The 26540-nt window shown below is 70.8% G+C and carries 22 protein-coding genes and 2 pseudogenes; 10 read left to right on the top strand and 14 right to left on the bottom strand.

The window, feature by feature from the left end; translation table 11 throughout:
- The first annotated feature begins 2 nt into the window (after window positions 1–2).
- The 3 genes and pseudogenes from ACZ7L6_RS04580 to ACZ7L6_RS04590 form a co-directional block, all read left to right on the top strand.
- Window positions 3–3287 (top strand): carboxyl transferase domain-containing protein, encoded by a 3285-nt coding sequence (locus tag ACZ7L6_RS04580; protein ID WP_471920462.1) that lies wholly within the window; start codon window positions 3–5, stop codon window positions 3285–3287.
- A 139-nt stretch (window positions 3288–3426) separates the two neighbouring features.
- Window positions 3427–4320 (top strand): alpha/beta hydrolase, encoded by an 894-nt coding sequence (locus ACZ7L6_RS04585; RefSeq protein ID WP_471920610.1) that lies wholly within the window; start codon window positions 3427–3429, stop codon window positions 4318–4320.
- Between the two features lie 7 nt (window positions 4321–4327).
- Window positions 4328–4445: pseudogene (locus ACZ7L6_RS04590) on the top strand (dihydrofolate reductase family protein); the annotation flags it as partial.
- 94 nt (window positions 4446–4539) lie between these two features.
- Here ACZ7L6_RS04590 and ACZ7L6_RS04595 read toward each other — a convergent pair.
- The 3 genes from ACZ7L6_RS04595 to ACZ7L6_RS04605 form a co-directional block, all read right to left on the bottom strand.
- Window positions 4540–5064, bottom strand: a complete 525-nt coding sequence (locus tag ACZ7L6_RS04595; protein ID WP_471920463.1) for a hypothetical protein — start codon at window positions 5062–5064, stop codon at window positions 4540–4542.
- A gap of 90 nt (window positions 5065–5154) precedes the next feature.
- On the bottom strand, window positions 5155–6087 hold the full coding sequence (locus ACZ7L6_RS04600) for an alpha/beta hydrolase (RefSeq protein WP_471920611.1): 933 nt from the start codon (window positions 6085–6087) through the stop codon (window positions 5155–5157).
- Window positions 6088–6349: 262 nt separating this feature from the next.
- Window positions 6350–7585, bottom strand: a complete 1236-nt coding sequence (locus ACZ7L6_RS04605) for a SpoIIE family protein phosphatase (protein ID WP_471920464.1) — start codon at window positions 7583–7585, stop codon at window positions 6350–6352.
- Between the two features lie 281 nt (window positions 7586–7866).
- Here ACZ7L6_RS04605 and ACZ7L6_RS04610 point away from each other — a divergent pair, with 281 nt between their 5' ends.
- Window positions 7867–8250 carry a VOC family protein gene (locus ACZ7L6_RS04610; RefSeq protein ID WP_471920465.1) on the top strand — a complete coding sequence of 128 codons (384 nt, stop codon included), beginning with the start codon at window positions 7867–7869 and terminating at the stop codon, window positions 8248–8250.
- A gap of 10 nt (window positions 8251–8260) precedes the next feature.
- On the opposite strand, the pseudogene ACZ7L6_RS04615 reads toward ACZ7L6_RS04610, so the two are convergent.
- Window positions 8261–8737 (bottom strand): annotated as a pseudogene (locus tag ACZ7L6_RS04615) (MmyB family transcriptional regulator); the annotation flags it as partial.
- A gap of 98 nt (window positions 8738–8835) precedes the next feature.
- On the opposite strand from ACZ7L6_RS04615, the gene ACZ7L6_RS04620 reads away from it, so the two are divergent.
- Window positions 8836–9162 (top strand): carboxymuconolactone decarboxylase family protein, encoded by a 327-nt coding sequence (locus ACZ7L6_RS04620; protein ID WP_471920466.1) that lies wholly within the window; start codon window positions 8836–8838, stop codon window positions 9160–9162.
- Window positions 9163–9360: 198 nt separating this feature from the next.
- The gene (locus tag ACZ7L6_RS04625) at window positions 9361–10086 is read left to right on the top strand and encodes an SDR family NAD(P)-dependent oxidoreductase (protein WP_471920467.1); all 726 of its coding nucleotides are present in this window, start codon (window positions 9361–9363) and stop codon (window positions 10084–10086) included.
- Between the two features lie 36 nt (window positions 10087–10122).
- On the opposite strand, the gene ACZ7L6_RS04630 is transcribed toward ACZ7L6_RS04625, so the two are convergent.
- The 6 genes from ACZ7L6_RS04630 to ACZ7L6_RS04655 form a co-directional block, all read right to left on the bottom strand.
- Complete coding sequence (locus ACZ7L6_RS04630; RefSeq protein WP_471920468.1) at window positions 10123–12891, bottom strand: fumarate reductase/succinate dehydrogenase flavoprotein subunit; 2769 nt, start codon at window positions 12889–12891, stop codon at window positions 10123–10125.
- Entirely contained in the window at window positions 12888–13655 is a 768-nt protein-coding gene (locus ACZ7L6_RS04635) for an ABC transporter ATP-binding protein (RefSeq protein WP_471920469.1), read from the bottom strand. The genes ACZ7L6_RS04630 and ACZ7L6_RS04635 overlap by 4 nt, the downstream gene beginning before the upstream one ends.
- On the bottom strand, window positions 13639–14523 hold the full coding sequence (locus tag ACZ7L6_RS04640; RefSeq protein WP_471920470.1) for an ABC transporter permease: 885 nt from the start codon (window positions 14521–14523) through the stop codon (window positions 13639–13641). Before ACZ7L6_RS04640 ends, ACZ7L6_RS04635 begins: the two co-directional genes overlap by 17 nt.
- On the bottom strand, window positions 14520–15866 hold the full coding sequence (locus tag ACZ7L6_RS04645) for an ABC transporter substrate-binding protein (protein WP_471920471.1): 1347 nt from the start codon (window positions 15864–15866) through the stop codon (window positions 14520–14522). Before ACZ7L6_RS04645 ends, ACZ7L6_RS04640 begins: the two co-directional genes overlap by 4 nt.
- A gap of 28 nt (window positions 15867–15894) precedes the next feature.
- Window positions 15895–16122 carry a 4Fe-4S dicluster domain-containing protein gene (locus tag ACZ7L6_RS04650; protein WP_016437651.1) on the bottom strand — a complete coding sequence of 76 codons (228 nt, stop codon included), beginning with the start codon at window positions 16120–16122 and terminating at the stop codon, window positions 15895–15897.
- A gap of 66 nt (window positions 16123–16188) precedes the next feature.
- Entirely contained in the window at window positions 16189–16977 is a 789-nt protein-coding gene (locus ACZ7L6_RS04655) for a GntR family transcriptional regulator (protein ID WP_471920472.1), read from the bottom strand.
- Between the two features lie 330 nt (window positions 16978–17307).
- On the opposite strand from ACZ7L6_RS04655, the gene ACZ7L6_RS04660 reads away from it, so the two are divergent.
- Window positions 17308–18333, top strand: coding sequence for a 6-phosphofructokinase (locus ACZ7L6_RS04660; RefSeq protein ID WP_471920473.1), 1026 nt, complete (start codon window positions 17308–17310; stop codon window positions 18331–18333).
- Between the two features lie 71 nt (window positions 18334–18404).
- Here the strand turns inward: ACZ7L6_RS04660 and ACZ7L6_RS04665 are convergent, their stop codons facing one another.
- On the bottom strand, window positions 18405–19745 hold the full coding sequence (locus ACZ7L6_RS04665) for a DUF2254 domain-containing protein (protein ID WP_471920474.1): 1341 nt from the start codon (window positions 19743–19745) through the stop codon (window positions 18405–18407).
- Between the two features lie 538 nt (window positions 19746–20283).
- Between ACZ7L6_RS04665 and ACZ7L6_RS04670 the strand changes: the two genes are divergently transcribed.
- Window positions 20284–21840, top strand: coding sequence for a serine/threonine-protein kinase (locus ACZ7L6_RS04670; protein ID WP_471920475.1), 1557 nt, complete (start codon window positions 20284–20286; stop codon window positions 21838–21840).
- Between the two features lie 72 nt (window positions 21841–21912).
- On the opposite strand, the gene ACZ7L6_RS04675 is transcribed toward ACZ7L6_RS04670, so the two are convergent.
- Both ACZ7L6_RS04675 and ACZ7L6_RS04680 read right to left on the bottom strand, forming a co-directional pair.
- Window positions 21913–22518: a dihydrofolate reductase family protein gene (locus ACZ7L6_RS04675; RefSeq protein ID WP_471920476.1), complete on the bottom strand. Its 606-nt coding sequence runs from the start codon at window positions 22516–22518 to the stop codon at window positions 21913–21915.
- Window positions 22519–22855: 337 nt separating this feature from the next.
- A complete protein-coding gene (locus tag ACZ7L6_RS04680) occupies window positions 22856–23851 on the bottom strand; it encodes a glycosyltransferase family 2 protein (RefSeq protein ID WP_471920477.1) in 996 nt (331 codons plus the stop codon).
- Window positions 23852–23992: 141 nt separating this feature from the next.
- Here ACZ7L6_RS04680 and ACZ7L6_RS04685 point away from each other — a divergent pair, with 141 nt between their 5' ends.
- Window positions 23993–24463, top strand: a complete 471-nt coding sequence (locus ACZ7L6_RS04685; protein ID WP_471920478.1) for a GtrA family protein — start codon at window positions 23993–23995, stop codon at window positions 24461–24463.
- 47 nt (window positions 24464–24510) lie between these two features.
- On the top strand, window positions 24511–25890 hold the full coding sequence (locus ACZ7L6_RS04690; RefSeq protein ID WP_471920479.1) for a hypothetical protein: 1380 nt from the start codon (window positions 24511–24513) through the stop codon (window positions 25888–25890).
- Window positions 25891–25992: 102 nt separating this feature from the next.
- On the opposite strand, the gene ACZ7L6_RS04695 is transcribed toward ACZ7L6_RS04690, so the two are convergent.
- Window positions 25993–26448, bottom strand: coding sequence for an Lrp/AsnC family transcriptional regulator (locus ACZ7L6_RS04695; protein ID WP_471920612.1), 456 nt, complete (start codon window positions 26446–26448; stop codon window positions 25993–25995).
- Window positions 26449–26540: the final 92 nt, after the last annotated feature.

Below are 26540 nucleotides of genomic sequence, written 5' to 3' on the forward strand. Positions count from 1 at the left end.
CGATGGGTCTGGCCAAGCTTCTGGTCGCCAACCGCGGCGAGATCGCGGTACGGGTGATCCGCGCCGCCCGCGAGCTGGACCTGCTGACGGTGGCGCTGCGCTCCCGCGACGAGGCGGACGCGCTGCACACCCGCATGGCGGACGAGGTCGTGGTGCTCGACGGCGAGGGGCCGGGGGCCTTCCTGGACGCCCCGGCCCTGGTCGGCGCGGCGGTGCGCACCGGCTGCGACGCGGTTCACCCCGGCTACGGGTTGCTGGCCGAGAACGCCGACTTCGCGCAGCGGTGCACCGACGCCGGACTCACCTGGGTCGGGCCGCGCCCCGAGGTGCTGCGGACGCTCGGCGACAAGACCGCGGCCCGTGAACTCGCGGCGCGCCTCGGCGTGCCGGTGCTGCCGGCGACGTACGGCGACACCGGTATCGAGGAGGCGCGTGCGTTCATGGCCGGCCTCGGCGAGGGTGCCGCGGTGATGGTCAAGGCGGTCGCCGGCGGCGGTGGCCGCGGCATGCGGGCGGTGTACGAGGCAGGGCAGTTGGAGGAGGCTCTCCGGCGCTGCCGTTCGGAGGCCTCGCGCGCCTTCGGCGACGGCGCGGTCTACGTCGAGCAGTTGCTGCGGCGTGCCCGCCATGTCGAGGTGCAGGTGCTCGGCGACGGCACGGGCGCCGTCGTCGGTTACGGCGACCGCGACTGCAGCCTGCAGCGGCACCGGCAGAAGCTCGTGGAGATCGCGCCGGCGCCCGGCCTCGACGAGGCGGTGCGGGCCGGGCTGCACGATGCGGCGCTGCGTATGGCCCGGGAAGTCGCCTACGCCGGTCTCGGGACGTTCGAGTTCCTTGTGGACAACGGCGATTTCGGTGCGGACACCGGCGAGGGCTCCCCGGGCTTCTACTTCCTGGAGGCCAACCCGCGCATCCAGGTCGAACACACCGTCACCGAGGAGGTCACCGGCATCGACCTGGTCAAGGCCCAGTTGCGGGTGGCTTCCGGCGAAGGCCTCGACCGCATCGGGGCGGGGCAGGTTGCCGTTCCCCGCGGTTGCGCGGTGCAGGTGCGGGTCAACGCCGAGACGGTTCGCCCCGGCGGGACTGTGCTGCCTGCCGCCGGCACGCTGGACGTCTTCTGGCCGCCGGCCGGGCCGGGTGTGCGCGTCGACACCGCCGCGTTCCCCGGCGGTCGGGTCAGCCCGCGCTTCGACTCGCTGCTGGCCAAGCTCGTCGCCCACGACGGCTCCGGCAGCCTGCCCGACACGCTCGCCCGCGCCCGCCGCGCCCTGGCGGAGCTGAGGGTCGAGGGAGTCGCCACCAACGCCGAGGTGCTGCGGCGGCTGTTGGAGGCACCCGAGGTCGTCGCCGGTCGGCTGCACACGGCGCTCTTCGACGAACTCCTGCCCACACTGGTCCCGCAGGGGACACATCCGGAAACGCATCCGGAGAAGGACGCGGAGGACGCTTGCGAGCCGCAGGGCACGCTCACCGTCACCGCGCCCATGACGGCCACCGTCGTCGACGTCGCCGTCGCCGAAGGCGAGCGCGTACGGGCCGGAAGCACACTGGTGGTCCTGGAGTCGATGAAGATGGAGCACCTGCTCCAGGCGCCGGGCGACGGCGTGGTCGTCGCCGTACGGGTTGAGTTGGGTGAGCTGGCCGAGCACGGTCAGCCGCTGGTGGTGCTGGAGGCCACCGGCGCGACGGACGGTGAGCCGCACCCCGAGGAGCGGCCGGACCCGGACGCCCCACGCGCCGATCTGGAGGAGGTGCGGGCGCGCAAACGGTTCGGCGACGACGCCGAACGGCCAGAGATGGTCGCCCGGCGGCACGCCGAGGGGCGGCGCACCGCCCGCGAGAACATCGCCGACCTGTGTGACCCGGGCAGCTTCGTCGAGTACGGCGGCCTGGCCATCGCCGCCCAGCGCAGCCGCCGGTCCATGGACGACCTCATCCGACGTACCCCCGCCGACGGCCTGGTCGGTGGCGTGGGCACGGTGGGAGCCGACCGGTTCGGCCCCCGGTCCGCCCGCGTGGTGGCGATGTCGTACGACTACAGCGTGATGGCCGGCACCCAGGGCATGATGGGCCACCGCAAGAAGGACCGGCTCTTCGCGTTGGCCGAACAGGCGCATCTGCCCGTCGTGTTGTTCGCCGAAGGAGGCGGCGGCCGGCCGGGCGATGTGGACGGCACGGTGGTCTCCGGCCTGGACTGCATGGCCTTCGCGCTGTTCGCGTCCCTGAACGGGAAGGTGCCGCTCGTCGGCATCGGCTCGGGGCGCTGCTTCGCCGGCAACGCCGCGCTGCTCGGCTGCTGCGACGTCATCATCGCCACGCCCGAGGCCACCATCGGCATGGGCGGTCCGGCGATGATCGAGGGCGGGGGCCTGGGCAGCTTCGCCCCGGAGGGCATCGGGCCGGTCGACGTCCAGCGGGCGAACGGCGTCATCGATCTCGAGGCCGAGGACGACGCGGATGCCGTCCGCCTTGCGCGCACGTATCTGTCGTACTTCCAGGGCCCGGTGACGGAATGGGAGTGCCCCGACCAGCGCCGACTGCGCCACCTCGTTCCCGAGAACCGGCGGCGGGCGTACGACGTGCGTGCGGTCATCGCCACCCTCGCCGACGCGGACTCCGTCCTGGAGCTGCGACGGAACTTCGGACGCGGCGTCATCACCGCTCTGGCCCGGGTGGAGGGCCGCCCGTGCGGCATCCTCGCCAACGACCCGCGGCATCTGGGCGGCGCCATCGACTCCGACGCGGCCGACAAAGCGAGCCGCTTCCTGCAGCTGTGCGACGCGTTCGGGCTGCCGGTGGTCTCCCTGTGCGACACACCCGGGTTCATGGTCGGCCCCGAGGCGGAGAAGACCGCCACCGTCCGGCACGTCAGCCGCATGTTCGTCCACGCCTCGGCGCTCACGGTGCCCTTCGGAGTGATCGTGCTGCGCAAGGCCTACGGGTTGGGCGCCCAGGCCATGGCCGGCGGTGGCTTCCGCATCCCCCGGTTCACGGTGGCATGGCCCACGGGCGAGTTCGGGCCGATGGGCATCGAGGGTGCGGTGCGGCTGGGGTACCGCCGGGAGCTGGCGGCCATCGAGGACGCCGACGAGCGCGAGCGGGAGTTCGCCCGCCGGGTCGCGGCCGCCTACGAGCACGGCAAGGCTCTCAACGTCGCATCGGTCTTCGAGATCGACGACGTCATCGACCCGGCCGAGTCCCGACGCTGGATCAGCACGCTTCTGCATGACCCTGACCCTGAGCCCGGGCAGCGCGGCTCGCGCCGCCGCGTCGACACCTGGTGAAGGACCGCCGACGCCCGGAACACGGCCCTGGAAGGGAAGGCGGCGGTCGGTTCCTGTCCGCCCCGTTGCACGATGAGGCAGGAGCCTCCATTATCAGGAATCCTGATGCTTTAATGTTGTAGCGATGGGTGACCCAGCCATGCCGTTCAGCCCCAGAATCCAGGCCATAGGGGTCCAGCTCCTGCTCGGCCGCATGATGTCTCGCGTGCACAAGGACCTGCGCTTCACCGATATCCCGAAGCGCACCGAGACCCTCCGGGTGGCGACCGGTGCCGGAAAGGTGACCTGCACCGTCTACCGCCCGCCTGCCGGCACCCAAACTCCTGCCCCTGTGTACGTCAACTTCCACGGGGGCGGCTTCGTGGTCGGCCACCCGGAGCAGGACGACCACATCTGCCGCTACATAGCCGCCACGGCCGGCTGCGTCGTGATCAATGTGGACTATGCCGTCGCCCCGCAGCGGCCGTTTCCCGTGCCCGTCACACAGGCATACGACGTCACCGCGTGGGTCGCCACGAACGGCCCCGCAAACGGCTGGGACGGTTCGCGACTCGCCGTGGGCGGCCACAGCGCCGGCGCCAACCTGACCGCCGCGGTCTGCCGCCTGGCCCGAGACCGCGGCACGTTCACGCCACGCCTCCAGATCATCGACTCCGCACCGCTGGACCAGCTGGCCGACCCGGCCACCAAGCAGTCCCTCATCGCCAAGCCGCTGCTGACCCCACAGCTCATGCGGATCTTCACCGCCGCCTACGTCCCGGACCCGGCCGACCGTGCGCATCCCCTCGCCTCGCCTGCACTGGCCGACGACCTCACCGGACTACCGCCTGCCCTTGTCATCACCGCGGAGAACGACCGGCTGCGTGACGAGGGCGACGCCTACGCCAAGGCCCTGGAAGCGGCCGGGGTCCCGGTCACCCACCGGGTCTTCGAGGGCGTCGACCACTACTTCACCCACACCGGACCGGTGGCGGCAGGAAAGGAAGCCGTCGCTCTGATGGCCACCACCCTGCGCACAGCACTCAGCGCCTGACGCCGGCGTGATGGCCGCCGGCCTGGTCGACCGCTTGCAGGTGACGCTCTGACCTGGAGCTGATCGAGAACCGGACGCTCGACGGGCACATCCAAGAGTTCAGCTACCGACCGACCCTCCATTGACGTGGGTTGATCGCCGCGGTCGGCACCGTCCCTGCGTGACCGGCGCCCCTGTACCGAACCGCGAGGCAGACCTGCCCGAGGGCTGAGCCGTACGTCACCGTGCGGGTTCGATACGGAGTACGGCGGCGGTGCCGAGGATCTTGACGATCTCCAGACTCATGGCGTCGTTGAGGGTCGCGACGGTTCCCTCGTCGCAGCTCAGCCCGACGCCGCCGCCGTTCCGCGAGGACACGCCGCCGCCACCGGAGCAGCCCGAAACGCTGTAGCCCGACCCCGTCAGCGGCGCGACCATCTCGACCGCGCCGTCGCGGATCGCCGTCACCTCGATCGGCCCGAGGCCGTACGTCTCCGGCACCGTCACGACGTCCCCGACGGCGACCTCGATCTCGCACGTCCCGTCGGCACACGGCCCGGTCGGGGAGGGCGACGGTGTGACCGTCTCCGTGGGATTGGGCGCGGGGTCGGACGCCGGTGACCCGGACGCGGACCCACTGGACGGGCCCTCGGAGGGGGACCCGTCCGAGGAATCCGAGGAACACGACGTGAGAGCGGCGAGCACGACGGCGACAACAACGGCGACGGCGGCGGTGGATGACGTTCTACGCATCATGGCCGCCATGGAACCCCACCTCGACCGGGACCCGTCCCGGTCCCTGCCTGAGCAGGCGTGCCAGCCGTCCTGGAGTACCCGCCGCCAATGTGGGCTCGGTCAGCGGCCCGGCTGCAGGGCGTGCAGCAGCAGGGGCAGGGAGCGGTGCAGTTCGCGCTCCCAGTAGGGCCAGTCGTGGGTGCCGGGTCCGTAGAAGTCGGTGGTGAGCCGTGCTCCGGCGGTCTTCAGCCGGTCGGCGAGGGCGTGGTTCATCTCATTGAGCAGTGCCTCGAGGTCGTCGTGGGCGCCGGGCGGGTCGAAGGGGCCGGCGGTGCCGTTGCCGCTCGAGAGGAAGACGGGGATGGAGCGCAGCCGGTTCGGGAGGTAGTACGGGTCGTGGGCCTCCCAGACGGCGCGCTGGGCGACCGGGTCACCCCACAGGGCGAGCGGGTCCTCGCCGAACTCCCTCAACAGGTCCATCAGGCCGTACGGGAAGTCGCCGTACAGGGGATGCGCCACGCCGCTGTAGCTCGCCACTGCCCGGAACATGCCGGGGTGGTGCGCGGCGTAGAGCAGGGATCCGAGGCCACCCATGGACAGCCCGGCGATGACCCTGCGGTGTCCGGCACCGTAGCCGTGTTCCAGCAATGGGCGCAGCTCGCGCAGGTGGAAGGTCTCCCACGCCGGCGGGCCGCCGTTGCCGTGGTTCCACCAGTCGCTGTACCACCCGGCCGGTCCGCCCTCGGGCATGACGACCAGGGTGTTGCGCAGCTGCGGCAGCGTCGCGACGTCGGTCTCGCGGGTCCAGCTGTCGTACGTGTCGCAGCAGCCGTGAAGCAGGAACAGCACCGGCCACCGCCGGCTCTTCCCCCGCTCGTCCCAGCCGTCCGGGGTCAGCAGCCGCACCTTGGCGGTACGCCCCAGAGCGGGCGACGAAACGGTCAGGTCGAGCAGGCGGGGCCCGACCTTCTCCTCCGCCACGACCCGGGCGCCGCCGCCCTGGCCCTCGCCGCCCCCGACGGCCGCGGTCGCGGTCCCCGGCAGGACCGCCATGACCAAGGCGACCAGGGCTGTCCAGATCAACACACGGGCACGGCCAGGGTGCACGGCGAGCCTCCACTCCCAGCGAACCGATCGGCGACGGATCAGTACCACCGGGGAGCGTACGGACCGCTGAGGCGGGGGTCACTACGCCAGACAGCTGAGGTTGGCGGAGGGCAGAGTTCCGCACCCGGGACGCCGTTCCTCAGGTCGCCGGAACCAACGTGCACAACATGGGGAGGCTGTCGTGGGAACCGTCGAGAGGCCGGGCAGGCTACAGGCGGATGATGACGAGGGCGATGTCGTCGGGGGCGCCGGCAGTGACCCCGAGGCGGGCCAGCAGGGCGTCCGCCAGCTGGTCGGGGGCGAGGGTGTGGTCCTTGGCCAGGGCTGTGGTCAGGCGAGCCAGGCTGGCGTCGATGTCTTCCTCGCGGCGTTCGATGAGGCCGTCGGTGTACAGCACGAGGGTGTCTCCCGGGGTGTAGGGCAGGCCGGCCTGGGGGCGGGGGACATGGTGCGGGCGGGCGCCGAGCGGTGGATCGGTGGCCTGGTCCAGCAGTTCGCAGGTCCCGTCGGAGTGGAGGAGGACCGGTGGCGGGTGTCCGGCGTTGCTGTAGATGATCAGCCTGCTGCGGGTGTCGATGAGCACCTTGACCGCGGTCGCGGCCGTGGCACCCTCCAGGGAGCGGGCGTACAGGCCGAGGACTTCCAGGGCCTGGGCAGGGCTGGGTGTGGCGCGGATGACTGCGCTCAGGGCGCTGCGGAGCATGCCCATGACAGCGGCGGCGTGCAGGCCGTGGCCTACGACGTCTCCTACCGCTGCGGAGTAGCGGTCGGGTGGCAGGTCGACGACGTCGTACCAGTCGCCGCACACGTTGAGTGAGGTGGTCGCGGGCAGATAGCGCACGGCGATGTTGTCGTGCCGGTCCAGGTCGGGGACGTACAGCATGGCTTCCTGGAGGGCGACGGCGACCTGCCGTTCACGGGCGTGGGCCCGGCGCAGTTCCTGGTTCAGCCGGTGCAGCTCGCGGGCCCGCGCGTACAGCTCGGCGGCCATGCCCCTCTCCCGCTCGGTGAACTCCTCGGTGAGCTCGCGGGCCCGGCGTGAGTGGACGAAGGCGGTGACGTCCTCGGCCCGTTGGACGATCCACTTCACCCTGCCGTCGGGTCCGGGAATCGGCGTGTGGATTTCCGACCACCATCGCTCCTCGAAGCCGCCCGGCCGGTCCGGGGCAGGGATGTCGTACCGCTGCAGCACCAGGGTGTCCGGTTTCCCGGTGTCCAGGACCCGGCGCAGTGACGCCTTCAGGTTCGCCTGGGTGTCGTCCGGGGTGCCCGGGTTTTGCGGCAGGGCTTCGAACAAGTACTTGCCGACCAGGTCGTCGCTGGTCCGGCCGGTGGACTGCAGGCAGGCCGGGTTGACGTAGCGGATCACCAGGTCCGTGTCCAGCACCAGGTACGGGCTTGGTGTGGCGTCGAAGAACGCCGCGAACTCGATGTCTGCTGTCACTACGCGCTCTCCGTAACCCTCGAGCGCGACTGTCGCTCTTCCAATCTACGAGCGATCCAGTGGCCGGGCTCGCCTGATGCGGAGCTGGATGCCGTGCGGAGTGGAGGTCCTAGAATGGTCACAGAGAGTCATCAGCCTGGGGGACACCGATGCGTGCCTGACCGCGCTGGAGGGGCCCAGGCGGCGTCCGCTGTCGGCCGGGTTGTGGGTGCCGGGATCGCCGAGCCGGGAGGAGCGCAACTCGGTGGCGTTCGGCGTGGAGATCAGGAAGGCTCGCGCGCATGGTCTCGGTATTGCAGAACGTGGCGATCGACTGTGCGGATGCCTACGAGCTGGCTCGGTTCTGGAGCAGTGTGACTGGTTCTCCGCTGCATCCGGAGGACGGGCCCGGTGCCCGGGAAACGCAAGTGCTGCTGGCGGAGGGCCCGGTGCTGTACTTCAACCAGGTGCCGGAGGCCAAGACGATCAAGAACCGGATCCATCTGTGTCTGCGCCCCGAGACCTCGCGCGATCAGGAGGTGGACCGGCTACTGGGGCTTGGTGCCACCTTTGTCGCCGACCACCGGAATCCCGATGGTTCAGGCTGGGCCATCCTTGCCGATCCCGAAGGCAACGAATTCTGCGTGCTGCGCAGTGAGTCCGACCGAGCCGCCATGAACTCCTGACGCTCACGCGCTACTCGTCGTCGGCTGGAGCGGCCCGGGCCCGGACGTTCGTCCCCTCGGTGGCGGCCCAGGAGGCGAGGAGCCGCAGGGCGTCGTTCTCGGGGGTGCCTGGGGCGGCGCTGTAGGCGGTCAGCGTCAGGCCGGGCTGGGCGGGCAGTTCCAAGGCGTCGAAGTCCAGGGTGAGGACACCGACGGCAGGGTGGCGGAAGGACTTGCGCCCGGTGTGGTGCAGGCGCACGTTGTGCTTGGCCCAGGCGGTGCGGAACTCCTCGCTGCGGGTGACCAGTTCGCCGATGAGTCCGGTCAGTTCGCTGTCGTGCGGGGCGCGTCCGGCCTCGGTGCGCAGCAGCGAGACGGTGGTGTTCACGGACTCCTCCCAGTCGGGGAAGAAGTCGGGTCCGGCCGGGTCGAGGAACTGGAAGCGGGCGATGTTGGCCGTCTGCGTGGTGGGGTCGGGAAAGAGCGGGGAGTAGAGGGCGCGGCCGAGGGGGCGAGGAAACCACCTGGAACGAGCCGGTCGGCGACGAGCAGTACAACCGCCCCCGCACCACCCGCTGACCCGGCACCGAGGAGATAGGACCTCCGATGGCCGACCAACCGCAGCAACTCGGCGGCGGGCGCGGCACGATCGGTAACTTCGCTCCCAAGCTCGCCGAGCTCACCGACGACGTCCTGTTCGAGGATGTGTGGAACCGCAGGGAGCCGGCCGCCCGCGACCGCAGCCTGATCACCGTCGCCGCCCTCGTCGCCGGCGGCGACGCCGACCAGCTCCGCTTCCATCTCGGACGCGCCAAGGAGAACGGCGTCACCGAGACCGAGCTCATCGAGGCGATCACCCACCTCGCCTTCTACGCCGGCTGGCCCAAGGCCATGACGGCGATCACGACGGCGAAGCAGGTTTTCGTAGCCTGAACACCGGGGGAGGAGCGGCCAGGCTTCTCCCCCCGGCAACATGGGCTTTGCACTCCGGAGGAGCCGGGGCGGTCAACGCCCGACGAAGGGAGGCGCTCCCATGCGAGGAGCACGCGTGCACGGTGCCGGCGCGGCCCTCACGCTCCCGGCCGCGACACCCGTCGGCCGGACGTCGCGCGTACGCAAGGCGGTGCGTTCGTGAGCCGGATCCTGGTGACCGGTTCCGCGGACGGCCTTGGGCGTGCCGCGGCCGATTCGCTGCTGTGGGCCGGACACGAGGTGGTGGTGCACGCCCGGAACCAGGAACGCGCTGCCGGCCTCGACACGCTCGTCGACCGCGGGGCACACCTCGTGGTGGGCGACTTCACGGACCGTGACGCCGTACGGCGCATCGCAGCCGAACTGAACGACGCCGAGCCTCTCGACGCGGTCATCCACAACGCCGGCGTGTGGAGCGGACGGGCGGTCATGCCGGTCAACATCGTCGCACCGTATCTGCTCACAGCCCTGCTACGCGGCCCGCGCCGACTGGTGTACCTGAGCAGCGGATCGCACTTCAGCGGGCGCCCCTCGCTCGACGGGATCGACTGGCGGGGGCGGAGCGCGGGCTCGTACGCCGACAGCAAGCTGTTCGTCACGACGCTCGCCGCCGCGGTGGCCCGCCTGCGCCCAGGGGTGTCGAGCAACGCCGTGGACCCGGGCTGGGTGCCGACCAAGATGGGCGGACCACACGCGCCGGACGATCTGGAACTCGGCCACCGGACGCAGGAGTGGCTTGCCTCCAGCGACGAACCCGAGGCCCTGACAACGGGCGGGTACTGGTACCACCGCCAACGGCAGCAGCCGCATCGCGCGGTCCATGACGAGGCGTTCCAGGACCGCCTCCTGCAGACACTGGCCGAGGAGACGGGCACCGTCTTCTGAACGACCTGGCAGCAGGAGCGAGAGAGCGGGCCGGGGTCACAGCGCCCGTGTCGCGTACGCCCTGACGTCCGCGTCCGAGTCCGTCGTCGCCGTCGAGAGAGCCGCGCGGGCCTCCTCGGTCGTGGCGTGACGCGTCAGCGCGAGGACCGCTGCCTTGCGGACGTCGGCGTTCGCGTCGGCCAGGGCCTTGGCGAGGGCCGGGACCGCGGTGACCGGGTCGGCGGCGGACAGGGCGGTGGCCGCGCCCGCGCGGACCTGCCAGGCCGGCTCGGACAGGGCGGCCACGGCACGTGCGGCGAGCGGTGCCGGGCAGCCGACGGAAGCCAGCGCACCGAACGCGGCACCGCGCACCAGGGGGTCCGTGTCCTCGGTGAGCCCGTCCAGGGCCCGCGGCGCGACGGACGAGGAGCCGACGCCGGCCAGGGCCTTGGCCACCGTGACGCGGACCTCGCGGGACGGGTCGTGCGCCGCACGCGCCACCGCCTCGGCCGCGTCGACCGAGACGAGCGCACGGACGGCCTCGATCCGCACCGGGATGTCGGGGTCGGCGAGGGCGGTTGCAAACAGGTCGGCATCGCCCAGGCGCAGCGCGCGCAGCACGTCGAGGGCTGCGGCACGGACCACGGGGTCGGCTTCCGCGAGAGCCGCGGCCAGGGCGTCGCGCAGGGCCGGCTCGGGCGGCAGCGTCTCGACCAGCTCGCGCAGGGAGGCCGCCGCGGCCGACCGCACCTCGGCGTCGGGGTCGGCGAGCGCGCCGGCCAGCGCCTGTCCGGTGCCGGGCGGCGCGGTCTCGGTGAGGACCGAGACGGCTGTCCGCCGCACAGCGGGGTCGAGATCGGTCAAGTACGGCTCGACGAGGGCGAGTTCGGGCTCCTCCTCGGCGAGCGCCAGCAGGGCGAGCAGCCGGGGTGAGGCGGCCTCACGAGGCCCGGAAGCCGCGCCGGGCGCGGACGGGGCGTCGGCCCTCGGCCCGCCGGCCACCGGCGCCACCTCCCGCGCGCCCGCCGTGGCCACCTGCTCCGGGTGGACCTCGCCGAGGTGCCGGGGAGGCCCGCCGACCGGGATGAACTCCTCCACCGGAACCAGGTACGGAGCCACGGGACGGGCCGTGAACTCCATCGCCCCGGAGGGGGACTTGCGCAGATCGAGGTGGTGGAACCAGGACGCGTCGTCGCGCCGCGGATGGTCGAGGCGGTCGTGGTAGAGACCCCAGCGGGACTCCGTGCGGGCCAGGGAGGCGCGCGCGGCCATCTCCGCGCAGTCGCGGATGAAGCTGACCTCGGCGCAGCGCATCAGCTCGTGCGGGGTACGGGCCCCCATGGCCGCGATGTCGCCGCGCATCCGCTCGAAGGCCTCCAGGGCCAACGACAGTCGCGCGCCGGACTTCGGCGGGGCCACGTAGTCGTTCACGAAGCGGCGCAGCTTGTACTCGACCTGGGGCTGCGGCGGGCCCTCCGGGTTGCGCAGCGGGCGGTAGATCAGCTCGTGCGCCTCGCGCAGCTGGTCCTGCGGCAACTCGCCTTCGTAGGCCTGGTACTGGGACGCGTCCGCCCCGGCCAGGTCGCCGAAGACGAACGCGCCGATCATGTAGTTGTGCGGCACGCAGGCCAGGTCGCCGGCGGCGTACAGGCGGGGGACGGTCGTACGGGCGTGGTCGTCGACCCGTACGCCCGAGGCCGAGTGACCGCCGCACAGGCCGATTTCCGAGATGTGCATCTCGACGTCGTGGGTGCGGTAGTCATGGCCGCGGCCGGAATGGAAGGTGCCTCGTGTCGGGCGCTCGGTCGAGTGGAGGATCGACTCCAGCGCCGAGATCGACTCCTCCGGGAGGTGGCTCAGCTTCAGGTACACCGGGCCCCGGTCGCTGGCGACTTCCTCCGCGAACTCCGCCATCATCTGGCCCGACCAGTAGTCGGAGTCGACGAAGCGTTCACCGTGCCGGTTGACCTGGTAGCCGCCGAAGGGGTTGGCGACGTAGGCGCAGGCGGGACCGTTGTAGTCCTTGATCAGCGGGTTGATCTGGAAGCACTCGATGCCGGTGAGCTCGGCGCCCGCGTGATACGCCATCGCATAGCCGTCGCCCGCGTTGGTGGGGTTCTCGTAGGTGCCGTAGAGGTAGCCGGAGGCGGGCAGGCCGAGGCGGCCGCAGGCGCCGGTCGCCAGGATCACCGCGCCCGCGCGCACCACCACGAACGCGCCCGTGCGTGTGTTGAAACCGACCGTCCCCACGGCCCGCCCCTCGGCGGTGAGCACGCGCACCGGCATCACCCGGTTCTCGATCCGGATCCTCTCCCGCATCTCGCGCCGCCGCAGCTGCCGGTACAGGACCTTCTTGACGTCCTTGCCCTCCGGCATCGGCAGCACGTAGGAACCCGAGCGGTGCACCTGGCGGACCGCGTACTCGCCGTGCTCGTCCTTCTCGAACTTCACGCCGTACGACTCCAGCCGCTGCACCATCGCGAAGCCGCGGGTGGCGGTCTGGCGGACGGTGGTCTGGTCGACGATGCCGTCGTTGGCGCGGGTGATCTCGGCGACGTAGTCGTCGGGTTCGGCGCGGCCGGGGACGACCGCGTTGTTGACGCCGTCCATGCCCATCGCGAGGGCGCCGGAGTGACGGACATGTGCCTTCTCCAGGAGGAGGACGTTCGCGCCGTGCTCGGCGGCGGTCAGGGCCGCCATGGTGCCGGCGGTGCCGCCGCCGATGACGAGGACGTCGCAGGTCAGCTCCTCGGCGTCGGCGAGGTCGGGGATCCGGAGGGGCTCCGGGGAGGGGGTGGCGCGGGTGTTCACCGGGGTGCCTTTCACGTGCCGAGCGAGGTGAGGACGTCGCGGCGCAGGTCCATGCGGGCCGGGTCGCCGAGGGCCGTACGGTCGCGCGGGCGCGGTACGTCCCGTACGGCGAGGAGGCGGCCCGCGCCGAGCAGGGCCACGCGGTCGCCGAGGAACAGGGCCTCGTCCACGTCGTGGGTGACGAAGACAACGGTCGCGCCCGTGCCGTGCAGCACCTCCACCAGCAGGTCCTGCATGCCGGCCCGGGTCTGGGCGTCGAGGGCGCCGAACGGCTCGTCCATGAGGACGGCGCGCGGCGCTCCCGCGAGGGCCCGGGCCAGCTGGGCGCGCTGGCGCTGTCCGCCGGAGGCGCGGTACGGCAGGTGCCGGGAGTGTTCGGCGAGGCCGACGCGAGTCAGCCAGGACTCGGCCTGGGTACGGCGTTCGGCGCGGGGCACTCCCTTGATGGCGAGCGGCAGTTCGACGTTCGCGCGCAGGGTGCGCCAGGGCAGGAGGGCGTCCTCCTGGAAGATCAGGGCACGGTCGGCGGCGGGGCCCCTCAACGGACTCCCGTCCTGGCTGACCTCCCCGGCGAGAGGAGACAACAGCCCGGCCAGCGTGCGCAGCAGGGTCGACTTGCCGCACCCGGAAGGGCCGACGACGGTGAGGATCTCGCCGGGGGCCACCTCGAGGTCCACGCCGTCGAGCACGGCCGCGCCCGGCCGTCCGAGGGCGGCTCCGCGCACTGCCAGTGCCGCGCCGGTGCGGGCGGGCGAACGAAGGTCAGACGAGCTGGTCATGAGGTACCTCCTCCTTGCTCGTTCGGCTCACCGGTACGGCCGCCGCGGCACTTCCCACCTGACGCGGAGCCCGCCCGGCGGGGACGTACGACGTACGGGGCAGCCAGCGCGTCAGACGCCGGCCCAGGAGTTCCACCGCCGTGGAGGTGAGCCAGCCGAGGACGCCGATCGTGACCATGCCGACGAAGACACCGGGGTAGTCGACGATCGTGTAGTCCTGCCAGGTGCGGTAGCCGACGCCGTACTGGCCGGAGATCATCTCGGCGGAGATCACGCAGATCCACGAGACGCCGATGCCGACCGACAGGCCGCCGAAGATGCCGGGCAGCGCCCCCGGCAGGACGACCGAGCCGAGGATCCGCCACCGGCCGCCGCCCATCGTGAGCACGGCCTCCTCCCACACCGGGGTCAGTGCACGGACGGCGTGCCGGGTGGAGACCAGGACCGGGAAGAAGGCGGCGGTGAAGGTGATGAAGACGATGCCCTGTTCGTTGGAGGGGAACAGCAGGATCGCGACGGGCACCAGGGCGATCGCCGGGATCGGGCGGACCACCTCCAGCAGCGGGCCCAGCAGGTCCTCGGCCAGCCGCGAGCGCGCCACGAGCACACCCCCTGCCACGCCGAGCACCGCGGCCAGCAGGAAGCCGGTGATGATGCGGGTCAGGCTGTCGGTGAGGTCCGTCCAGTAGTCGGCCCCGGCGAGGCGGTCGGCGAAGGCGTGGGCCACGTCGGTGACCGTGGGGAACTGCGAGAACCGCAGCCACAGGTCGACGTCCAGGCTGGTCAGGAGCTGCCACAGGCCGAGGGCGGCGGCGAGGGCGGCCACCCGCAGTGCGTACCGGGCGGCTCGTGGTGCGGGCCGGCTCACGAGGCCCGCTCCAGGGCGTCGGCGTACGTGATGACCCGCGCCCCGTCGTGTCCGTCGGCGTACGCCTGCGCGGTCGCGGGGGCGACGAACGGCAGCAGCTTCTCGCCGTCCGCGACCCACACCGCCTTGTCGGCGAACCAGAGGGTGCCGGTGGTGGCGTCGGGGACGTAGGCGGCGCGGATGCCGTCGGAGTGGGCGGCCACGTAACCGAGCAGCTCCGCCGGGGACTTGAAGGCCCTGGTCTCCTGGGCGCCCTTCGGCCACACCTCGCTCGCGGCGGCGGGCGGCGTGGCCGCGAGCTGCTTCCCGTACGACGCCCCGAGCGCCTTCTTCACGTACTGGTCGTCGACGAACGAGTCCACGTCCACGTCACCGGTCAGCTTCGCCGCCTTCAGGACCGACACGTCCTGCTTCAGCGCGGAGACGAGCTGCGGCTTGACGGCCGGGTCGAAGGTGGAGATGCCGTGGGCGCCGTTGTAGAGGTAGACGACCTCGGCGGGCAGGCCGGTGGCCTCGGCGACCTTCTCGGCGGCGGCCACGGGGTGGGTGTTGAGGTAGTCGGTGGCCTGTGCCTGGGCCTTGAGGAAGGCCTCCAGGACGGCCGGCCGGTCCTCGGCGAAGTCCTCGCGGGCGGTGACCCCGTGGAAGGTGGGCAGGTTCAGCTGGGCGCCGTCGTACAGGGCCTTCGCCTTGCCCTGGTAGGTGAGCAGGCCGGGCCAGGCGACGAACTGCGAGAGGGCGTCCGCGCTGCCCGCCGTCAGGGCCGAGGCACCCACGGCGGGCTGCTGGTTGAGCTTCTCGATGCCGTCGTTCGGATCGATGCCGGCGCGTTGCAGGGCCCGTACGAGGGTGCCGTCGGCGGCGGATCCCACGCTCGTGGAGACCTTCTTGCCCTTCAGGTCCTTCAGCGAGGCGAGCTTGGAGCCCGGGGCGGTGACGATGGTGTTGAGGCCGCCGCGGAGGTTGTAGCCGGTGACGGAGACCAAGTGGGTGGGGCGGCCGAGCTGCTTGCCGCGGGCGGCGTTGATGAGCAGCGGGAAGTCGCCCATCGACCCGATGTCGATCTTCCCGGCGGTCATCTGGGCGGTGATGGGGGCGCCGGTGGCGTAGTCCTGCCAGTCGACCTTGTAGGTGCGGCCGTCGCCGAGGGAGTTCAACTGCTTCTCGAAGTAGCCGAGGGAGCGGAGCAGGGTGCCGGCCGTGACCGTGTTGATGGTCTTGGACTGATAGCCGACGGTGACCGTGACGGTGGACCCGTCACCGCCGGCCGCGGCGTTGCCGCCGCAGGCGGTGAGCGGTGCGAGGAGCAGGGCGGCGGCTGCGGCAAGTGCGGTGCGTGTCATGGGAGTTCTGGGCATGGGAGTCGGCCTTTCACCGGAGCAGGTAGGGCATGTTGACCGTGACGGCTCCGGTGGGACAGCGGGCCGCGCACGGGCCGCAGTACCAGCACTCGTCGACGTGCATGTACGCCTTGCCGCTGCTGTCGTCGATCGCGAGGGAGTCCAGCGGGCACATGTCCACGCAGAGCGTGCAGCCGTCGATGCACTTCGACTCGTCGATGGTCACGGGCACGTCGGCCCGCTGGGGCGCCAAGGGCATGGCTGTCTCCGGGAAGGTCGAGCTCTTGGGAGAGGGGAGGTCAGAGGAGGTGTGGGGGAGGGGGTGTCAGAGGGAGCGGTGCAGCAGGCCGCTCATCGTGATGCGGTCGCCGCGGAAGCGGATGAACTCCAGGTCGACGGGGCGGCCGTCGGCGAGGTGGGTGAGGCGTTCCAGCATCAGTACGGCGGCGCCTTGCGGGGCACCCAGTACGGCGGCGGAGTGGGCGTCGGCGTTCACCGCCTCGAGGCTGATCTCGGCGTGGCCGAGCGGGCTGCCGGTGAGCGTCTCCAGCAGCCGGAAGATGTCGGTGTTCTCCAGGTCCTCACCGAGCAGGGCGGTGCCGATGTCGAGGGGGATGTAGGTGAGGTCGAGAGAGAGGGGCAGGCCGCCCAGCCGGCGCAGGCGTTCGATGTAGAGGACGTCGGCACCGGGCGGGAGGCGGAGGCGGTCGGCCACCGGGGCCGGGGCGGGGACGGGGACCGTCGTGCGGACCTCGTTGGTGACGTGGCCGTGTTCGCGCAGGGTTTCCGCGAGGCCCATCAGTCGGTCGAGTCCATGGGGGTACTTCCGGGCCACGACGACCGTGCCGACGCCGGGGAGCCGTTCCACGAGGCCTTCGGCGCGCAGCAGGTCGAGGGCCTGGCGGACGGTGTTGCGGGAGGCGCGGTAGTCGGTGGCCAGGGCGGACTCGTGGGGGAGGGCGCCGGCCGGAAAGCCGCCGGTGAGGATCTGGTGGCGGAGCAGGTCGGCAAGCTGACGTGCCCGGTCCGCGCGCAGCCGACGCCGCGCACGGTGGGCGGCGACGGTGGTCGCGCCCTGGCCGGCGTGGTCGCGGATGCGGTCGGTCGGGGACATGGCCGGAACCATACTCATCCGGTAGGGATAGTGGTGTTGCGGAAGTGTTGCGCCACCTGACGCCTCGACGGATGCGTCGCTGACCTGGGCTTTCGCCGGACGGGAAGGAAGATCTGCCAGCGTGGGCCGGTGAGCGACGGGGCCACCGGTCGTGACGGCGTCATGCCTGCCGGTGTCACGCCCGTGGGTGTGTGACGGCCGTCGCGCATCACCGACTCGTTCAAAACGGGGGAGCGGCGCTGGACGGCGTGGAGTGGGCGCTGCGGATCGGATGGAGGGAGGCTGGAGGGAGAGACGATCCGTGGGGGTCCCGGCGGAAGGGAGGAACCCATGAAGGTCGGAGTGCTGACCGGCGGCGGCGACTGCCCCGGCCTCAACGCCGTGATCCGCAGCGTCGTCCGCAAGGGCGTGCAGGAGTACGACTTCGAGTTCGTCGGCCTGCGGGACGGCTGGCGCGGCGCCCTGGAGGGCAAGGTCGTACCGCTGGAGATCAGCAATGTGCGGGGGATCCTCCCCCGCGGCGGAACCATCCTCGGCTCCTCCCGGACCAACCCGCTCAAGCACGAGGACGGGGTGCGGCGCATTCAGGACAACCTCGCCGCGTACGGCGTGGACGCGCTGGTCGTGATCGGCGGCGAGGACACGCTCGGTGTGGCCACCGAGCTGAGCCGTCAGGGGGTGAACCTCGTCGGCGTGCCGAAGACCATCGACAACGACGTGTCCGCCACCGACTGCACCTTCGGCTTCAACACGGCCGTCGGCATCGCGACCGAGGCCATCGACCGGCTCCACACCACCGCCGAGTCGCACATGCGCACCCTGGTGGTGGAGGTGATGGGGCGGCACTCGGGGTGGATCGCACTGCACGCCGGGGTCGCGGGTGGCGCCAACGTGATCCTCATCCCGGAGCGGCCGTTCGACATCGATCAGGTCTGCGCGCTGGTGATGAGCCGATTTCAGATCAACTACGCGCCGATCGTCGTGGCGGCCGAAGGGGCGGTTCCGAAGGAAGGGCGGATGTTCCTCAGGGACCGGACGCTGGACGAGTTCGGCCACGTACGGCTGTCCGGCATCGGCGAGTGGCTGTCCCAGGAGATCTCGCGGCGCACGGGCAAGGACGCCCGTACGACGGTCCTCGGCCACGTCCAGCGGGGCGGTACGCCCAGCGCCTTCGACCGGTGGCTGGCCACGCGCTTCGGGCTGCACGCCGTCGACGCGGTCAAGGACGGCGACTACGGCAAGATGGTGGCCCTGCACGCCACCGACATCGTGCGCGTTCCCCTCGCCGAGGCCACGGCGCAGACCAAGAAGGTCGATCCGTCGCTGTACGACGAGTTCGAGGTGTTCTTCGGCTGAACTCCGAGCGAAGTGGTTGCTGTTCGTCTCCTCCCGGCCGACTGCTGTTCGTCCCCTTCCCGGCCGACCGGTCACGGGATGTTCGGCTCATCGGGTCGATCGTCGGCCTGGTGAGCGGTCCGCCGGTTCTTGACCAGCTGCTGTCGCACGGCTTCCGCTTCCGCGTATGCGAGGGCAAGGTCGGCCGGCTGGTCGACCTGCCGCTCGGCGTCGGCGATGACGGTGCGGGCCTGCTCTTCGATCGCCGCGCACCGCTCGGCATCGTCGGCGACCACAGCGGCGCAATGGTGCAACAGCCGGAGCAGGGCATGGGCGACGGTCGGTTCACGGGCCCCGTAGCGTCGGACGAGCCCGCACATCACGGCGAGGTACTCCGGGAACCGCCGCCCGGGAATGATCACGACGGCCCCGCCGTCGTCGCGGACGACGTGGTTGCCCAGGGGCCGTTGCGCGAGCGTGCAAAAGATCACGGACAGGTGGTCGATGGCCTGGACCGCCGTGTAGGGATCGTTGATCGCCGGAGACAGCGCCTTGCAGGCCACGTCCACCAGTTGCCGGATGCCGAGCGCGGCGTCCTGTTCGAGGGTGCGCTCGAATCCGATACGCACTCCGGCGTCCAGCACCCGCACGAACTGCCCGGGATCAGGAGCCGACTCGCGCGGTGAGTCGTACCAGATCCACGCCAGCGTCGTTCCGGCGACGACGTGTTCGCCGACCCGGGGCCGCAGCCGCAGACAGACCTTCTGCCCGGCCGCCGCCGACAGCAGCAGCCGGGGACGCACCACCTGTACATATCCGGAGTGCCGGGCGGTGATGGGCAGGGCCCACTCCGGCACTCCACCGACTTCCTCGCCGCCGGTGAACACCCTGTCGCGGATCACCCGCACCGTGTTGCGCTCCACCACGGTCATGATCGCGTCGACCTGGATGGAGTGCACGAGATGGTCGGCGAAGAACACCAGCAGACCGAGGCTGACGAAGAGCAGGACGATCGCACCGCTCACCGCGAACCGCGGAAAGCTCTCCGAGCGGCTCCCTTCCGAGACGCCGACCGTGTAGAGGCCGGCCGCGCTGTAGGCGAAGGTCGCCACGAAGACGCTGAGCACGATCTGGTTGGGCCGATCCCGCAGGAAGTTGCGCAGCAGCCGCGGCGAGAACTGGGTGGACGACAACTGCAGCGCGACCACGGTCAGGCCCAGCAGCACCGCGATGACCGTCACCATCGTCCCGGCGATCCCGATCAGCAACGTCCGGGCATCGTCGGCGGTCCCCTGGAACGCCAGCGGCGACCCGGAGCCCGTCTCGACGAGGGACAGCAGTGTTCCGGCGACCAGTGCGCCCAGCACGGACAGCGTGGGAAGCACCCACAGCGACCCGCGAACGTACTCCGCCAGCGCATCACGTCGGATCATGTCCAACCCCAGCACGTCGCTGCCTTCCGGCATCCGCCGCCACGTGGCACGTCTCCACGAACCACGCGGCCGACTCCGGCCACGGCCCGGCACGGCCCAGTATCCGATGAGTTTTCTCGGCCGTCCAAGCGATGCACTGCCTGCCTCGAACGGGCGAAGGCCAGGCCGTCGGCGGTTTCGGGCATGCCGTCGCGCTCGGTCGTGGGCCCTGCCGAGCCCGGGATACGGGCTGCTGCCGATCGACAACGGCCAGTGTCCGAGCGGCAAGGCATGAGCAGGCCTGAGCAGGCGTGGTCGCCCCACCGGCCGGGTCGGGTGCAGCGCGGCATGCCGAGAACGTGCGCCCTCCTGCGGCCGACGATCACGGCTGACCGGCCTCGCCTGTCGGGCACCGGCCGCCCCACCTTCCGTGGCCACCCGGAGGATGCGCGGAGGTGAAGTTCCGCATACCGGACCGCCCACCGGTCCGCCGACGAGGTCGGCTACTGTGCAGGGCCAAGTGGCATGAAGGGGGGCAGAGCAGGCGGAGGGCAAGGCTGTGTCGGACGAGGGACGGCTCGTCGCCGGGCGCTACCGGCTGGTCGAGCGCATCGGCCGCGGCGGCATGGGCACGGTATGGCGGGCCGAGGACGAGCTGCTCGCCCGCCAGGTCGCCCTGAAGCAGCTCCACACCCAGCCACACCTGTCCGACGCCGAGGTCGCCACGCTCTACGAGCGGACCCGCCGCGAGGCGCGCAGCGCCGCCCGGGTCGCCCACCCCAATGTGGTCGTGGTGCACGACGTCGTCGAGGACGACGGCCGCCCCTGCATCGTCATGGAGTACGTCCCCGCGCTCACCCTCGGCGACGTCCTCCAGGGCGGCCGGACCCTGCCACCCGAGGAGGCCGCCCGCATCGGCCTCGGCATGATCGCCGCCGTCCGCGCCGCGCACGCGGCCGGGGTCCTGCACCGCGACATCAAACCCAGCAACGTCCTGCTGGCCGACGGGGGCCGGGTCGTGCTGACCGACTTCGGCATCGCCCGGACCGCCGGCACCTCGACGCTCACCCAGACCGGGGAGATGGTCGGCTCCATCGACTACATGGCCCCGGAGCGCGTCCGCGGCCGGCAGCCCGGCCCCTCCTCCGACCTGTGGTCGCTGGGCGCGACGCTGTACCAGGCGGTCGAGGGACACCCGCCGTACCGCCGCGACACCGCCATGGAGACGGCGTACGCCATCGCGGTCGAGCCGCTGAAGGAGATGCGGCAGGCCGGTCCGCTGGAACCGCTCATCGAGACCCTGCTGTCGAAGAACCCCGAGGACCGGCCCACGGCCGAACAGACGGAACGGGCTCTGCGGGCGACCTGGTCCGGCGGCTCGACGACGGTGTCATCAGCCGCCCCCGCCCCCACCGTGCCCGACGGCACACCGGACGCGGCACCGACGTCCCCGACGCCGCAGGCCCCGCCGGTGCCCTCGGACAAGGGCGGAGGGGACCGCCCCGGGAACCGGAAGCGGAACCGGCAGCAGAGGCGGCGCGTCCTGCTGTCGACGGTGACCGTCCTGGCCGCGTCCGCTGCCGCGGTGATCCTCTACGCCTCCTCGTACGACGGCGGGACATCGGGCAGCGCTCGCAGGACCGGCGCCACCGGCACCGCGCCGGCCGCACCCTCGCCCGTCCCCGACGGCTACCACGTGGTCCGAGACCGGCAACTCGGCGTCTCCTTCCCCGTACCCGACGGCTGGAAGCCGAAGAAGGGGCCGAGCGACGAGGTCACCTACACCGACCCGACCGGGCTGGCCGGCATCACGATCGGCATGGTGGATCCTGCGGGCTCGCACCCCATCGAGCACTTCAAGGACATCGAGGCGAACACCAAAGCCAACTACCCCACGTACCGCAGGCTCCGCCTGCAGAAGACCACGTTCAAGGGAAAGCCGGCCGCGGTCTGGGAGTTCACCTTCCACGGCCGCGCCCGCACCTTCCGCGCCATCGACCTCGGATACGGCACGGCGGGCGGCCGCGAGTACGACATCTACCTGTCGGCTCCCGAATCCCGGTGGGACACCTACCGTCCCGTCTTCGACGTCGTGCGGGACGGGTTCACGGACTGACCGAGCGGCGGACTTGCTCCGCGCCCGCCGGCGCCGGCCTGACGGTCGTCCAGGCCGGCGGACGGGGCGACGTCACGCAGGGGCGCCGAGCGGCGGGTGCTCGAGCACGCGGGGCTTGTACTCGACCAGCTGGATGCGGCCGTCGAAGGTGCGGTACTCGATCATCTCGAGGGCAACGTCCGGATAGCCGTCGTAGATGCGTTCTTCGCCCGTGGCCCCGGTGATCACCGGGAACATCACGACCCGGAAGCGGTCGACGAGTCCGGCTCGTAGCAGGGACCGGCACAGGCTGAGGCTGCCGATCGTGCTGAGGAGCCCCGAGCCACTCGACTTCATGGCGCGGACCGCCTCGACGGCGTCGTCGCGGACGAGCGTGGAGTTGGCCCACGTCAGTGGCTCTTCGAGTGAGGAGGAGAACACCACCTTGGACGCTTGCGTGAGCTCGTCGACGGACGCCTCTTCCTCGGGCCTGAACTCGTCTTGGCCCTTCGGGACCTCGCCTGCGGCGAAGCCCGACATCAGGCGGTAGGTGTTCGCTCCCATCAGGTAGGTGGCCTCGGGCTGCTCGCCGAGCCATGCGAGGTACTCCGGGCCCTCGAGGCCCCAGAACCCGGGCCATCCCTCTCCCGATGCGTAGCCGTCGAGGGAGGTGATGAAGTCGACGAGAAGCTCCGACATGGCGGTGTCCTTTCCTAGGGTGTCACGAGCTTGGACCGGCCCCGAGCCACAAACTCATCGGCCGCGCTGTGGAGTAACGAGAAAACCCATGACGCTGCAGCCGATCAGGCCGGCGGACGGAACTGCTTCGGAGGGCCCGGAGGCCTACGTGATTGCAGCCTCACCCGCGAATGGCCCCACAACCAGACCCTGAACGCACCCTGGCCGGTGAGCGCCGAAAGTCACGGCCATGCGTCTGGCCGACATCCGGCGACAGCGGCAGATCCTGGCTGCTGCATGGCCCCCTGACCGGCCACGGCAATCCCCACCTGTCAGTTACGGCATCACGCCAACCAGATCAGTGGAAGGTGCTGGGGGTGTTTCGGACGGGCACGGGCCCGGTGCTGGTCCCATGCCCGTTCAGGCGCGGGGAGCGTGCTGGGGCCGCGTAGGCGAGGTGCACCAGGCGGGACTGTTCCTGACGCATGTGCATGAGCGACTCGAGGATGTACCCCACGAGCAGGACGAGCGCCGCGATCGTCATGATCGCGGCGGCGAGGATCGCTGTGGGGATGCGCGGCACGGTGCCCGTGCGGACGAACTCGGCGATGACAGGGACGCCGAGGATGACCGAAACGAGGGCCAGCAGACCTGCGACCACCGTGTGGACGAGCGAGGGTCGCTCGCGCCGCGCAAGATCGAGGATGACTCGAAGGATGTGCCAGCCGTCCCTGTACGTGCGCAGTTTGCTCTCGCTTCCGGCAGGCCGGACCCGGTAGTCCACCACCATTTCCGCCGTGGGGAGCCGGAGGTGGAGGGCGTGGATGGTCATCTCCGTCTCGGTCTCGAACTGGCGGGCCAGCGCGGGGAAGGACTTGATGAAACGTCGCGAGAACACGCGGTAGCCGCTCAGCATGTCGGTCACGTCATTGCCGAACAGGGACCGCACCGTACCCGTGAGCAGCTTGTTGCCGATCGCGTGCCCCGCGCGGTACGCGGCACTGACCGTCTCGCGGCGGGCGCCGACCACCTGGTCGTACGGCCCCTCGAAGAGCAGGTCCACCATGTCGCGTGCCCGGGACGCGTCGTAGGTGTCGTCACCGTCGATGATGAGCAGGGCGTCGGAGTCGACATCGGCGAAGGCACGCCGAATGACGTTGCCCTTGCCCTTGCGCGGCTCCTGCCGGACGATCGCGCCCGCCTCGCGGGCGACTTCCACCGTGCGGTCGGTCGAGGCGTTGTCGTACACATAGATGTCGGCCTCGGGAAGTGCCGCTCTCAGGTCGCGCACCACCTTGCCGACGGCCGCCTCCTCGTTGTGACACGGCACGACACACGCGATCGTCGGTTCCACGGCCGCTCCTTGTCCGAACCGGTGCCGAACACCGCTGGATACAGCTGGATACGCGCTCAGTACAGGCTGAAGACAATAGGAAATGATGCGATATGGGCGCGTCCGGGCGGTGAGGACGCGCCGCGTCGTTACTCTCACCGTGTGTCGGTCCTCGCATCTGTGACGCTGCGTGTGCGTGACGTCGTCAGGGGCGTCTGGCGCGAGGCCGCCAAGTTCGGGGTCGTCGGGGCGCTGGCCTTCGTCGTCGACAACGGCGGCTACAACCTGCTGGTCTTCGGCCTGCCCGGCGGTGCGGAGGGCGGGGTGATGCGGGCGACCCCCGTCCAGGCGTCCGTCATCGCGACCGGCACCGCGGCACTCTTCAGCTGGGTCGGGAACCGCTACTGGGCCTACCGCCATCAGCGCCGAGAGAAGGTGACCGAGGAACTGACCCTGTTCCTCTTGGCCAACCTTGTCGGCGTCGCCATCACAGCGGGTACGGTCTTCGCCTCACGGCATCTGCTCGGGCTGGACTCGGCGCTCAGCGACAACGCCGCCCGCGTCGTCGGCTGGGTCCTCGCCACCGTGTTCCGCTTCTTCGCCTACCGGCGCTACGTCTTCACAGCACCCTGACCACGCCATGATCCGTATGTCCGGTCGACATTGTTAGCATCCGCCATATGCGACAAAAAGTGGGGATTCAGGGCGAAAAGCTCTGGGTCTGGGGAATGGCCGCCATCGCCGTGGTCTGTTGCCTGGCCACGACCGTCGTCTTCGCCCCCGGGTACATGAGTCCCGACAGCATCGACCAGCTCCGGCAGGCCATGGGCAGGACGCCCCTGACCGACTGGCACCCGCCCGTGCTGAGTCTGGTGTGGCGTGCGCTCATCGCCGTCACCGGCACGCCCGCGTCCATGGCCGCCCTGCAATCCGTCCTCTTCTGGGGTGCGCTGTGGGTGGTGGCCTGGTGCGTCTGGGAACTGACCGCGAGCCGTGTTGGTTCGCTCGCCGTCCTCGGCCTCGGGCTGACTCCCCCCGTCCTGACGTTCGTCGGCGTGGTGTGGAAGGACGTCCACGCGGCGGTCGCGCTGCTCGCCGCCTGCGCGGTGGCGTTCGTCGGGCTACGGCTGCGGGACGACCGGCCTCCCGCCGCGGTGCGCTGGGGTCTGCTCTGGCTGGGCGTGCTCTTCCTCGCCTACGCCATGCTCGTGCGCAAGAACGCCTTCTTCGCCGCGATCCCGGTGTTCGTCCTGCTCGTCCTCGCGCTGTGGCGCGCCCCCGGACGCCGTACCTGGGTCATGTGCACGGCGGCACTCGTGGCAGGTCTCGTCGTGCCCGCCGCCGCGATCTCCTTGATCGCACGACCCGTACAGACGAATCAAGGCGCGCAGATCATGCTCGACGACCTGGTCCACGTCCTGACCGTGGAGGAACTGCGGTCGGCGGACGTATCGCCGGACCTTCGGGACCGCCTCGTGGCCGCCGCGGAGAAGTGCGACCGCGTGGGCGCCCTGTCGGACGCCTACTGGGCCTGCTATGAGCGCCCGGCGGAAGGACTGACCAGGGACGCGGGCCCGATCACGTCCCTGTGGCTGCGCGAGATGAGCGGGCACGTTCCCGGCTATCTCCAGTACCGGCTGCGGCTGTTCACGGCCCTGCTCTTCGAGACCGGCTACCCGTACCAGTCAGGGGTCGACAACAATGACCTGGGAGTGGAGGTGGCCCACCCCAGGCTGGAAGACACGTTCGAGGCATACGTCAGCAGCGCGGTCACAGACATGCGGCCGCTCTTCCGGGGATGGTTCTGGCTCGCTGTCGCGCTCGTGCTCGCCCTCCGTCCGGGCAAGGGGACGTTCTCCCTGCCGATCCGGGCCCTGGGCGTCAGCTCGGCGACGTATGTGCTCGGCTACCTGCCCATCATGCCGGCGACGAGCTTCCGCTACATCTACTGGTCGGCCCTCGCCTGCACGCTCGGTCTTCTTCTGCTCTGGCTGGACCGGGACAGAACAGTCTTGCCTATTACGGTGTCTGATGTGGTGCAGCGGTCGAGCCGTTGGTGAGAGCAGTTACCGCAGTTCTGCAGAAGCCGCAATCGGACATTCGGATACGGCGTCCGAATGTCCGGGACAAGCGCAACCCGACTGCGCCTTAAGTGTTGCGGGTCATGACGTTGTTGACGTGGGGTCGGTCAGCGGCTTCTGGGGGTAGGCCCGGAGCACGAGGGATGTGGTGACAGGGCCATAGCGGGCAAGTGCGTCGACGACTTCTTCGAGTCGTCCTGCCTGGGGGCAGTAGACGTCGAAGATGAGGCAGTCTTCCCCAGTGACTCTGAGGGTGGAGGCGATCTCGGAGGTCCGGGAGGCGAAATCCAGGGCGCGTGCGAGCTGGGCGTGCGTGGTGCGCAGCCGGATGACCGCGTGAATGTTCAGCCCGAGGGCTGCCGGGTCGACCACGGCTCGGTAGCCGGTGATGACGCCGTTCTTCTCCAGCCGTTGGATGCGCGCGCTGGCCGCGGGCTGCGAGAGTCCGACGCGGCGCCCTACCTCCGCGCCGGTCAGCCGGCCGTCGGTCTGGAGCAGGGTGAGGATGTCTTGGTCTATCCGGTCGAGTGATTCCATTGTCATCCGCACCATCTTCTTTGAGATCACTTGTGTCACTGCCGCTGCCCTGATGCATCCAACAGAATTTGCGCCAGGCGCTCCCGTGATAG

It is taken from the genome of Streptomyces sp. NPDC107522, from assembly GCF_055657525.1.